Genomic DNA, 11834 nt, shown 5'->3' with positions numbered 1-11834 from the left:
CATATTGGAGAACGGAAAGATGAGCGAGACGAAAGACGCAGCAGCACCGGCCGCCGCAGGCGCATTCAAGCCGAAGAAATCGGTGGCGCTGTCGGGCGTGACGGCCGGCAACACGGCGCTGTGCACGGTCGGCAAGACCGGCAACGACCTGCACTATCGCGGCTACGACATTCTCGACGTCGCCGAGTCGTGCGAATTCGAGGAAATCGCGCACCTGCTCGTTCACGGCACGCTGCCGAACCTGACCGAACTGGCCGCGTACAAGGCGAAGCTGCGCGCGCTGCGCGGCCTGCCGAACGCGCTGAAGGCCGCGCTCGAGCAGATCCCGGCATCCGCGCACCCGATGGACGTGATGCGCACGGGCGTGTCGGTGCTCGGCACCGTGCTGCCGGAGAAGGACGACCACAACCTGCCGGGCGCGCGCGACATCGCCGACCGCCTGATGGCATCGCTCGGTTCGATGCTGCTGTACTGGTATCACTTCTCGCACAACGGCAAGCGCATCGAAACGGAAACCGACGACGACTCGATCGGCGGCCACTTCCTGCACCTGCTGCACGGCAAGACGCCGTCGAAGTCGTGGGTCGAGGCGATGCACACGTCGCTGATCCTGTACGCGGAGCACGAATTCAACGCGTCGACGTTCACCGGCCGCGTGATCGCGGGCACGGGCTCGGACATCTACTCGGCGATCACCGGCGCGATCGGCGCGCTGCGCGGGCCGAAGCACGGCGGCGCGAACGAAGTCGCATATGAAATCCAGAGCCGCTACAGCTCGCCGGACGACGCCGAGGCCGATATCCGCCGCCGCGTCGAGAACAAGGAAGTCGTGATCGGCTTCGGCCACCCGGTCTACACGATCTCCGATCCGCGCAACAAGGTGATCAAGGGCGTCGCGCACAAGCTGTCGAAGGAAGCGGGCGACCTGAAGCTGTACAACATCGCCGAGCGCCTCGAATCGGTGATGTGGGAAGCGAAGAAGATGTTCCCGAACCTCGACTGGTTCAGTGCGGTGTCGTATCACATGATGGGCGTGCCGACCGCGATGTTCACGCCGCTGTTCGTGATCTCGCGCACGTCGGGCTGGAGCGCGCACATCATCGAGCAGCGTATCGACAACAAGATCATCCGCCCGAGCGCGAACTACACCGGTCCGGAAGACCTGCAGTTCGTGCCGATCGAGAAGCGCTGAAACGCCCGCCGCGCGCGCCGGCGCCCGTGATGCGGGCCGCCGGCGCGCGCGGAACGTCTTACCCCGAATTCCGCCCCACATCATGAATACCGCCAACCGCAAACCCCTGCCCGGCACGTCGCTGGACTATTTCGACGCGCGCGCCGCGGTCGACGCGATCGCGCCCGGCGCCTACGACACGCTGCCGTACACGTCGCGCGTGCTCGCCGAAAACCTCGTGCGCCGTTGCGATCCGGCGATCCTCGCCGATTCGCTGAAGCAGATCATCGAGCGCAAGCGCGAACGCGACTTCCCGTGGTTCCCGGCGCGGGTCGTGTGCCACGACATCCTCGGGCAGACGGCGCTCGTCGACCTCGCGGGCCTGCGCGACGCGATCGCCGATGGCGGCGGCGACCCGGCGAAAGTGAACCCGGTCGTGCCCGTGCAGCTGATCGTCGACCACTCGCTCGCCGTCGAGTGCGGCGGCTTCGATCCGGACGCGTTCGCGAAGAACCGCGCGATCGAGGATCGCCGCAACGAGGATCGCTTCCACTTCATCGAGTGGACGAAGAAGGCGTTCGAGAACGTCGACGTGATCCCGCCGGGCAACGGCATCATGCACCAGATCAACCTCGAGAAGATGTCGCCGGTGATCCAGGCGCAGGACGGCGTCGCGTACCCGGACACCTGCGTCGGCACCGACAGCCACACGCCGCACGTCGACGCGCTCGGCGTGATCGCGATCGGCGTCGGCGGGCTCGAAGCGGAGAACGTGATGCTGGGCCGCGCATCGTGGATGCGCCTGCCGGACATCGTCGGCGTCGAGCTGACCGGCAAGCGCCAGCCCGGCATCACCGCGACCGACATCGTGCTCGCGCTGACCGAGTTCCTGCGCAAGGAAAAGGTGGTCGGCGCGTATCTGGAATTCCGTGGCGAAGGCGCGGCGAGCCTCACGCTCGGCGATCGCGCGACGATCTCGAACATGGCGCCCGAATACGGCGCGACGGCCGCGATGTTCTTCATCGACGGCCAGACGACCGACTACCTGCGCCTCACCGGCCGCAGCGACGAGCAGGTGAAGCTCGTCGAGACCTACGCGAAGGCGGCGGGCCTGTGGGCCGATACGCTGAACGATGCGCAGTACGAGCGCACGCTGACGTTCGACCTGTCGAGCGTGGTGCGCAACATGGCCGGCCCGTCGAACCCGCACAAGCGGCTGCCGACGTCCGACCTCGCCGCGCGCGGGATCGCCGGCCAGTGGGAAGAGAAGGCGGGCGAGATGCCCGACGGCGCGGTGATCATCGCCGCGATCACGAGCTGCACGAACACCAGCAACCCGCGCAACGTGATCGCCGCGGCCCTGCTCGCGCGCAACGCGAACGCGAAGGGCCTCACGCGCAAGCCGTGGGTGAAGAGCTCGCTCGCGCCCGGCTCGAAGGCGGTCGAGCTGTACCTGGAAGAAGCGAACCTGCTGCCCGAACTCGAGAAGCTCGGCTTCGGCATCGTCGCGTTCGCGTGCACGACCTGCAACGGGATGTCGGGCGCGCTCGACCCGAAGATCCAGCAGGAGATCGTCGATCGCGACCTGTACGCGACGGCCGTGCTGTCCGGCAACCGCAACTTCGACGGCCGCATCCACCCGTATGCGAAGCAGGCGTTCCTCGCATCGCCGCCGCTCGTCGTCGCGTATGCGATCGCCGGCACGATCCGCTTCGACATCGAGAAGGACGTGCTCGGTCATGACCACGATGGCAAGCCCGTCACGCTGAAGGACATCTGGCCGACCGACGAGGAGATCGACGCGATCGTCGCGTCGAGCGTGAAGCCCGAGCAGTTCCGCAAGGTCTACGAGCCGATGTTCGCGCGCAGCGCCGATGCGGGCGAGCGCGCGGCGCCGCTGTACGACTGGCGCCCGCAGAGCACGTACATCCGCCGTCCGCCGTACTGGGAAGGCGCGCTGGCCGGCGAACGCACGCTGCAGGGCATGCGCCCGCTCGCGGTGCTCGGCGACAACATCACGACCGACCACCTGTCGCCGTCGAACGCGATCCTGCTGGACAGCGCGGCCGGCGAATACCTCGCGAAGATGGGCCTGCCGGAAGAAGACTTCAACTCGTACGCGACGCACCGGGGAGACCACCTGACCGCGCAGCGCGCGACCTTCGCGAACCCGACGCTGATCAACGAGATGGCGGTGGTCGACGGCGCGGTGAAGAAGGGCTCGCTCGCGCGCGTCGAGCCGGAAGGCAAGGTCATGCGGATGTGGGAAGCGATCGAGACGTACATGAATCGCAAGCAGCCGCTGATCGTCGTGGCCGGCGCCGACTACGGCCAGGGCTCGTCGCGCGACTGGGCCGCGAAGGGCGTGCGGCTCGCGGGCGTCGAGGCGATCGCCGCCGAAGGCTTCGAGCGGATCCACCGCACGAACCTGATCGGGATGGGCGTGCTGCCGCTCGAGTTCAAGCCCGGCACGAACCGGACGACGCTCGGCATCGACGGCACCGAAACCTTCGACGTGATCGGCGAGCGCACGCCGCGCGCCGACCTGACGCTCGTGATTCACCGCAAGAACGGCGAGCGCGTCGAGGTGCCGATGACGTGCCGGCTCGATACGGCCGAGGAAGTGTCGATCTACGAGGCGGGCGGCGTGCTGCAGCGTTTCGCGCAGGACTTCCTCGAATCGTCGCAGGCGGCCTGACGGGCCCACGGAGAGAACACGGACATGGCTCACATTCCTCAAATCAGGGTTCCCGCGACCTATATCCGCGGCGGCACCAGCAAGGGTGTGTTCTTCAGGCTGCAGGACCTGCCGGATGCCGCGCAGGCGCCGGGCGCCGCGCGCGACGCGCTGCTGCTGCGCGTGATCGGCAGCCCCGATCCGTACGGCAAGCAGATCGACGGGATGGGCGGTGCGACGTCGTCCACCAGCAAGACGGTGATCGTGTCGAAGAGCACGCGGCCCGGCCACGACGTCGACTACCTGTTCGGGCAGGTCGCGATCGACCGCGCGTTCGTCGACTGGACCGGCAACTGCGGCAACCTGTCGGCGGCGGTCGGCCCGTTCGCGATCAGCGGCGGGCTCGTCGATCCGTCGCGCGTGCCGCGCGACGGCATCGCGACCGTGCGGATCTGGCAGGCGAACATCGGCAAGACGATCGTGGCGCACGTGCCGATCACGAACGGCGCGGTGCAGGAGACGGGCGACTTCGAACTGGACGGCGTCACGTTCCCGGCCGCCGAAGTGCAGCTCGAATTCATGGACCCGGCCGCCGAGGAGGAAGGCGCGGGCGGGTCGATGTTCCCGACCGGCAACCTCGTCGACGATCTCGCGGTGCCGGGCGTCGGCACGCTGAAGGCGACGATGATCAACGCGGGCATCCCGACGATCTTCGTCGAGGCGGAAGCGATCGGCTATACGGGCACCGAGCTGCAGGACGCGATCAACGGCGATGCGAAGGCGCTCGAGAAGTTCGAGACGATCCGCGCGCACGGCGCGCTGCGCATGGGCCTGATCGACACGCTCGATGAAATCGCGACGCGGCAGCACACGCCGAAGATCGCGTTCGTCGCGAAGCCGGCCGATTACGTCGCGTCGAGCGGCAAGCGCGTGAACGCGGGCGATGTCGACCTGCTGGTGCGCGCGATGTCGATGGGCAAGCTGCACCACGCGATGATGGGCACGGCGGCGGTCGCGATCGGCACGGCCGCGGCGATCCCCGGCACGCTCGTCAACCTGGCGGCGGGCGGCGGCGAACGCAACGCGGTGCGCTTCGGGCATCCGTCGGGCACGCTGCGCGTCGGCGCGGAAGCGCAGCAGCAGGAGAACGGCGAGTGGACCGTCACCAAGGCGATCATGAGCCGCAGCGCGCGCGTGCTGATGGAAGGCTGGGTGCGGGTGCCGGGCGACGCGTTCTGATCGTTGCCGGCGGTATCGGCGCGGATGCGGGCGGCTTCGGCCGCCCGCGTCGTTTTCGTCAGCCGTGCAGGAAGCGGCGCAGCGCGTCGTGGCTCAGGCGGCGCGCCGTTTCGGCGATGCGCGCGCCGGGCACGATGTCGAAACCGTGCACGCCGCCGGGCAGCACGTGCAGTTCGGTCGGCACGCCCGCGCGGAGCAGGCGCCGCGCATAGTCGAGGTTTTCGTCGAGGAACAGGTCGAGCGAGCCGACCGACAGGAACGCGGGCGGCAGGCCGTCGAGCCGCGTGGCGCGCGCGGCCGCCGCGTAGGGCGAGACGCCGTCGATGCCCGGCGCGTGACCGAGCAGCGAGGTCCAGCCGAACCGGTTGTTGGCCGCGTGCCAGACGAACTCGCCGGCATGCGGGTGCGGCGTGCGCGTGCAGGTGCGATCGTCGAGCATCGGGTAGATCAGATGCTGGAACGCGAGCCGGTATTCGCCGCGGTCGCGGGCCAGCAGCGCCAGCGACGCGGCGAGTCCGCCGCCCGCGCTCTCGCCCGCCACGCCGATCCGCGACGCATCGATGCCTAGCGTATCGGCGTGGCGGAAGACCCACGCGAGCGCCGCGTAGCAATCCTCGATCGCGCCGGGAAACACGGTTTCAGGCGCGAGCCGGTAGTCGATCGAGATCAGCGCGCAGCCGAGCTGCGTCACGAGCGGCCGGTGCACCGCCTCGAGATCCTTCGCCTTGCCGCGCACGAAGCCGCCGCCATGCAGGTGAACGATCGCCGGGAGCGGCCGCACGTGATGGTCGGGCAGGTAGACGAGGACCGGGACGTCCGGCGCACCGGCCGGGCCGGGCACCGTGCGGCGTTCGAGCGTGCTGCCGGCCAGGTCGGGCGGCGGCAGCGGCAGCACGCGTTCGCGCGACTGCGCGAGGTTGTCGATGCCGAGCGTGACGGTCGGCCAGGTCTCGAGCAGCGGGCGGATTTCGGGGGCGACGAGATGCAGGGTGTCCAACGCATGGCTCCATCGTGAAGGTGGGTGGTGCACCGCGGTCAGAGCGCGCTGCGCGCGATGACCCAGCGGTGCACCTCGGTCGGGCCTTCGAAGATGCGCATCAGCCGCGCTTCGCTGGCCATCTGCTGCAACGGCATTTCCTTCGTCATGCCCATCGCGCCGAGCGTCTGCATCGCATGATCGATGACGCTCGACGCCATTTCGGTGGCGAACACCTTGACCATCGAGATCTGCGTGCGTGCATCCTGCCCGGCATCCACGCGCGCGGCCGCTTCGTAGGTCATGAGGCGGCACGCGTGGATCTGCGTGAGCGCGTCGGCGACCCACCACTGGACCGCCTGGCGTTCCGCGAGCGGCACGCCGAAGGTCTTGCGCTGTTTCGCATGGTCGCACAGCATCGCGACCGCGCGCTCGGCGCGGCCGATGCACCATGCGGCCATCTCCAGCCGCCGGTTCGCGAGCCGTGTCTGCATCGGCGCGAAGCCGGCACCTTCCTGGCCCAGCAGTTGCGCGGCGGGAATGCGGCAGTCGTCCAGCACGATTTCGTAGGTCGACAGCCCGCCGATCATCGGGATCCGCCGTTCGATGATGAAACCGGGCGTGTCGCGGTCGACGATGAATGCCGACATGCCGCCGCGCTTGCCCTTGCTTCGATCGGTGAGCGCCATCACGATCGTCCAGTCGGCTTCGGGCGCGTGGCTGATCCAGATCTTCCGTCCGTTCAGCACCCAGCCGTCACCGTCGCGCACGGCCGTCGTCGACAGCGCGCCCGGGTCCGAGCCGGCGCCCGGCTCGGAGATCGCCATCGCGGCACGCGTGATGCCGCGTGCGTACGGTTCGAGATAACGCGCGCGCTGCGCGTCGTCGGCCACGTCGCAAAGCATCCGCAGGTTCGGCGAATCGGGCGGCAGGATGTACGGCGTCACGGTCGTGCCGATCGCTTCGTTGACGCCGACCATCGCGACGGCCGGCAGGTCCGAGCCGCCGGCGTCGAGCGGCGCGTCGAGGCCCCACAGGCCGAGCTGCCGGGAACGCTCGTCGAGGTGGGCGCGTTCTTCGTCGAGCAGCCCGAAGCGCTGGCCGTCGGCCTCGCGGGCCATGACCGCTGCTTCGAGCGGGATCAGCTCGTCCTGCACGAAACGTGCGACGAGGTCGCGGATCATCCGGTGTTCGAGTTCAAGGTCGAAATTCATGGGAGTCGATGAGGGTGAGTAAAGGGGGGGCGATGCCGTCAGCCGGCGTTCGTGCGCGACACCGCGCGGGTGCGCAGCGTGCCGAGCAAGGCGACGGCGCCGGCCGCGAGCAGCGCGGCGTTGAAATAGAGGCCGCCGCGCATCGACCCGGTGGCCGTGTTGAGCACGCCCATCAGGAACGGGCTCGCGAACCCGCCGATCGCGCCGGACATCGTGATCGCCGCGATCGCGACCGCCATCGAGCGCTTCGGCAGCGCGAGCCCCGGCAGCACCCAGAACGCGGGCAGCGCCGCGGCGTGCGTGGCGACCGCGACGCAGAGCGCGATCATCAGGTGCGATGTGCCGGTGGTGCTCGCCAGCCCGGCGAGCGCGGCCGCGCACGCGAGCATCGCGACCGCGCCGTGCCCGCGCCATTCGCGCCGCCGCGCGGTGCGCCAGCCCATCGCGAGCATGCCGACGATGCCGCACAGGTAGGGCAGCGCGGACAGCACCCCGATCCGCATCGCGCCATGCAGGCCGCCGCGATGCAGGATCACGGGCATCCAGAACACGAGCGCGTAGCCGGCGGCCGCGATCGCGAAATTGGCCGCGCACAGCAGCCAGAAATCGCGGTGCGCAAGCAGCGGCCGTGCCGCGTTCGCGTCCGGCGTGGCGGCTTCGGCGTGCGCGTGCGCGGCGCGCAGCGCGGCCTTGTCGGCGTCCGACAGCCAGCGCGCGTCGTCCGGCCGGTCGTCGAGAAAGCGCAGCGCGACGAGGCCGAGCACGCTGCTCGGCAGCCCTTCGACGAGGAACAGCCACTGCCAGCCGCTCAGGCCGGCGGCGCCGTCGAAGAACGAGAGGATGGCGCCCGACACGGGGCCGGCGATCAGCCCGGCGAGGTACAGCGCGGTCATGAACAGCGCGAACGCCTTCGCGCGCTGCCGCGGCGGATACCACGCGCCGAGATAGAACAGGATGCCGGGGAAGAAGCCGGCCTCGAACACGCCGAGCAGGAAGCGGCACGCGTAGAACTGCGCGGGCGTCGTGACGAACATCGTCGCGGCCGAGCCGAGCCCCCACAGCACCATGATCCGGGCAATCGTCTTGCGTGCGCCGATCCGCGCCAGCAGCGCGTTGCTCGGAATCTCGAACGCCATGTAGCCGATGAAGAAGATGCCCGCGCCGAGCCCGTAGACGGCGTCGGAGAAGTGCAGTTCGGCGGCCATCTGCGCGTGCGCGAAACCGATGTTGATCCGGTCGATGAACGACAGCGTGTAGCAGAGGATCAGGAACGGCAGCAGCCGGCGCGAGATCCGGCGGTAGAGCGCCTGCGTCGCGTGATCGCCGGCGGCGGCCGCGTGAGTGGAAAGGGTCGGGGTCATGGACACTCCGTCAGAAGCGGTGGGCGATGCCGAGCGCGAACACCTGCCCGGTGCCGCCCGGTTGCGGCTGCAGGCCGACGACGACCGTGTTGCGGGCGCCGCCGCCGTTCTTCACGTACAGATAGCGGGCGTAGAGCGACGTGCGCTTCGACAGCGGATGGTCGCAGCCGATGCCGAGCGCGGTCGCGTCGTTCGCCGAGCCTTTCACGTCGCGACGCACGACCGAGACGAGCACGCGATCGAGCGCGCCGACGTTGATCGACGCGCCGGCGCTCGCGGTCGAGAACGCCGGCAGGTGCGCCGCCGTGCCGACGCCGTACAGGAACGCGGCGTACAGCTTGACGCGCGCGAATGCGTAGTTGGCCGCGAACACGTAGTGGCGCGTCGTCGACGGCGAGACGACGGGCGCCAGGTTGCCGGCCGACGTGTCGCCCTGGAAGCCGGCGCCGAGATAGAGGCCGCCGATCCGGTACTGGAGCCCGGCGCCGTAGTTGCGCCCGGCCTGCGTGGACAGCGCGTTGGGCGTCGGAAAGCCGTACGTGGCCATCACGCGCAGGCCGTTCCAGTCGGGGCTCAGGTACGACGCCGCCTGGTTGAAGCGCGGAATCGGCGGCGTCGTGTTGCTCGTGATCGTGTCCGTCGACGTCGCGAGCAGCGCGAGCGGCGACAGCCGTTCGTTGAGCCCGAACGGATCGCCGTCGTACACGACGTAGAACGCGGGCGTGTATTGGCGGCCGAGCCGAAGGTCGCCGTAGCGCGTGTTCTGCAGCGACACGTAGGCCTGCCGGTAGAACAGCGTGCCGCCCTGGAACGATCCGTCGGCCGGCGAGAAGCCGCTTTCCAGCACGAACTTCGTCGACGTGCCGCCGCCGAGATCCTCGACGCCCGTCAGTCCGATGCGGCTCGTCGACGAGCCGCCGCCGCTTTGCCGCAGGCTCGACAGGCTGCCGATGCGGTCGAATTCGACGTAGCTGTCGACGATCCCGTACAGCGTGACCGACGATGCGTGCGCCGACGTGGCGCTCAGCACGCACGCGCCGATCAGGAATGCTTTCCGTTGCATGAAGGTGTCTCCGTTCCATGTCTTGTTGTGGCGCGCCCGCGTTCTGTGAGCGGTTGCGCGCGGGGTGCTGCTGTCCGCGTCGGTTCAGCGCCCCTTGAATACCGGCTTGCGTTTCTCGAGAAAGGCGCGGGCGCCCTCGATCCGGTCCTCGCTCGCGTAGACGTCGGGGCCGACGTCCAGCCGCAGCGCGGCGGCCGCCGGCAGCCCCTGGCTGCGTGTCGCGGTTTCCTTGATGCGGCGGATCGTGAGCGGCGCGTTCGCGGCGATCGTCCGCGCCAGTTCGCGCACGGTGTCGTCGAGCGCGGCGGCGGGGACGACGCGGTTCAGCAAGCCGACGCGCTGCGCCTCGTCCGCGTCGAGGCGGCGGCCCGTGAACAGCAGCTCCATCGCGATCGCGCGCGGCAGCAGGCGCGGCAGCAGCACGCTCGCGAAGTTCGCGCCCATCCCGACGCGCGCCTCGGGCAGCGCGAAGGTCGCGTGATCGGCGGCGATCCGCAGGTCGCACGCGAGCGCGATTTCAAAGCCGCCGCCGACGGCGAAGCCGTTGATGGCCGCGATGGTCGGCTTGCGCAGTTCCAGGATCAGCTCGTGCACGTTGCGGGCGAGCCCGCGCATCGGCCGCATCCCGCGAATCTCGGGATCGCCGAGATCGACGCCCGCGCTGAATGCGCGCTCGCCCGCGCCGCGGATCACGATGACGCGGATCGCCGGGTTGTCGTCGAGCGTGACCAGTTCGTCGCACAGGCGCCGGATCGCGTCGGCGGACAGCGCGTTGGCGACGTGCGGGCGATGGATCGTCAGCCACGCGATGCCGTCGTCGTCGTTGCGCAGGATCGACGGGGCGTCGTCGCCCGTCAGCGAGGAAAATGCGCCCGGCGTGGTCATGACGCGCTCCCGGCAGCATTCGCGCGCGTGTCGTGGAGCACGCCCGCCTGCCGCAACGCGTCCCGGCGCGCCGCGTCGATGCCGAACGCGTCGAGCACGGCGTCGGTGTCGGCGGCGAACGGCTGCGGCGGCCGGCGTATCGATCCGGGCGTACGGGAAAGCTTGGCGGGGATGCCCGCGCCGGTGTACGTGTCGGTGTCGACGAACATCGCGTTGCGCGCCGCCTGCGGGTGGCCGAAGGCATCGGCGACGGTGTTCACCGGCCCCGTCGCGACGCCCGCGTGCATCAGCCGCTCGACGACCTCGTCGGCACACAGCTCGGCGGTCAGCTGGCCGAGCAGCGTGTCGAGCGCATCGCGATGCGCGACGCGCTGCGCGTTGGTCGCGAAGCGTGGATCGCGCGCCAGCTCCGGCACGCCGAGCGCTTCGACGAGCCGCGCAAACGTGCGGTTGTTGCCGGCGCCGGTCGCGACCGGCTTGTCCTTGCACGGATAGACGCCGTACGGCGCGATCGCGCCGTACACGTTGCCGGTCGCGACGGGAACCTCGCCGGTCGCCATCCAGCTCGTGCTGACCGGATGCAGCATCGACAGCGCCGTGCTGAACAGGTCGATGTCGACGTGCTGGCCGAGGCCGGAGCGCGTCCGTTCGACCAGCGCAAGCAGGACGCTCGATACGGCGCTCATGCCGGCCGCGAAGTCGACGACCGGAAACGGCACCTTGAGCGGCATGCCGCCCGGTTCGCCGTTGATCGACATGAAGCCGGCGAGGCCCTGCGCGACGGCGTCGTAGCCCGGAAACCGCGCGAGCGGGCCGTCGGTGCCGTATCCGGAGATCGAGCAGTGGACGAGGCGCGGAAAGCGCTCGCGCAGGCAGTCTTCGTAGCCGATGCCCCAGCGTTCGAGCGTGCCCTGCTTGAAGTTGTCGACCAGCACGTCGGCTTTCTCGAGCAGGCGGAACAGCACGTCGCGTCCGTCGGGATGCGACAGGTCGAGCGCGAGGTTGAGCTTGTTGCGGTTGAGCCCCCAGTAGTAGCTGGAGAGGCCGTTCGGCATCGCGGGCCCCCAGTCGCGCGTTTCGTCGCCCTGCGGCGGTTCGATCTTGATGACGTCCGCGCCGTGGTCGGCGAGCGTCTGCGCGCAGAACGGCCCCGCATAGACGCGGCTCAGGTCCACCACACGTACGCCCGCGAGCGCGCCTTCGTTACTGCTGGTCATGACGATGTCTCCTTCGATGGGGATGCGATGC

General features: G+C 69.5%; 9 protein-coding genes. 3 read left to right on the top strand and 6 right to left on the bottom strand.

The features are described from left to right. The first annotated feature begins 19 nt into the window (after nucleotides 1–19). The 3 genes from prpC (at nucleotide 20) to prpF (ending at nucleotide 5087) form a co-directional block, all read left to right on the top strand. Entirely contained in the window at nucleotides 20–1192 is a 1173-nt protein-coding gene (gene prpC / locus APZ15_RS24020; RefSeq protein ID WP_027790338.1) for a bifunctional 2-methylcitrate synthase/citrate synthase, read from the top strand. An 82-nt stretch (nucleotides 1193–1274) separates the two neighbouring features. After that, nucleotides 1275–3869: a Fe/S-dependent 2-methylisocitrate dehydratase AcnD gene (gene acnD / locus APZ15_RS24015; protein ID WP_027790339.1), complete on the top strand. Its 2595-nt coding sequence runs from the start codon at nucleotides 1275–1277 to the stop codon at nucleotides 3867–3869. A gap of 24 nt (nucleotides 3870–3893) precedes the next feature. Further along, nucleotides 3894–5087 (top strand): 2-methylaconitate cis-trans isomerase PrpF, encoded by a 1194-nt coding sequence (gene prpF, locus APZ15_RS24010; protein WP_027790340.1) that lies wholly within the window; start codon nucleotides 3894–3896, stop codon nucleotides 5085–5087. A gap of 58 nt (nucleotides 5088–5145) precedes the next feature. On the opposite strand, the gene APZ15_RS24005 is transcribed toward prpF, so the two are convergent. From APZ15_RS24005 to APZ15_RS23980, 6 genes are all read right to left on the bottom strand, one after another. Further along, nucleotides 5146–6084 carry an alpha/beta hydrolase gene (locus tag APZ15_RS24005; protein WP_027790341.1) on the bottom strand — a complete coding sequence of 313 codons (939 nt, stop codon included), beginning with the start codon at nucleotides 6082–6084 and terminating at the stop codon, nucleotides 5146–5148. 38 nt (nucleotides 6085–6122) lie between these two features. Continuing rightward, nucleotides 6123–7277, bottom strand: coding sequence for an acyl-CoA dehydrogenase family protein (locus APZ15_RS24000; protein ID WP_027790342.1), 1155 nt, complete (start codon nucleotides 7275–7277; stop codon nucleotides 6123–6125). Between the two features lie 38 nt (nucleotides 7278–7315). Further along, nucleotides 7316–8638 (bottom strand): MFS transporter, encoded by a 1323-nt coding sequence (locus APZ15_RS23995; protein WP_027790343.1) that lies wholly within the window; start codon nucleotides 8636–8638, stop codon nucleotides 7316–7318. 10 nt (nucleotides 8639–8648) lie between these two features. Then, the gene (locus APZ15_RS23990; RefSeq protein WP_027790344.1) at nucleotides 8649–9701 is read right to left on the bottom strand and encodes a porin; all 1053 of its coding nucleotides are present in this window, start codon (nucleotides 9699–9701) and stop codon (nucleotides 8649–8651) included. Between the two features lie 84 nt (nucleotides 9702–9785). After that, a complete protein-coding gene (locus APZ15_RS23985; RefSeq protein WP_027790345.1) occupies nucleotides 9786–10586 on the bottom strand; it encodes an enoyl-CoA hydratase/isomerase family protein in 801 nt (266 codons plus the stop codon). Further along, nucleotides 10583–11803 (bottom strand): CaiB/BaiF CoA transferase family protein, encoded by a 1221-nt coding sequence (locus APZ15_RS23980; RefSeq protein WP_027790346.1) that lies wholly within the window; start codon nucleotides 11801–11803, stop codon nucleotides 10583–10585. Before APZ15_RS23980 ends, APZ15_RS23985 begins: the two co-directional genes overlap by 4 nt. Nucleotides 11804–11834: the final 31 nt, after the last annotated feature.

The organism is Burkholderia cepacia ATCC 25416 (assembly GCF_001411495.1).
Taxonomy (GTDB): Bacteria; Pseudomonadota; Gammaproteobacteria; order Burkholderiales; family Burkholderiaceae; genus Burkholderia; species Burkholderia cepacia.
The sequence above is the reverse complement of the archived record's forward strand: the minus strand, read 5'-3'. Positions and strand labels throughout refer to the sequence as shown.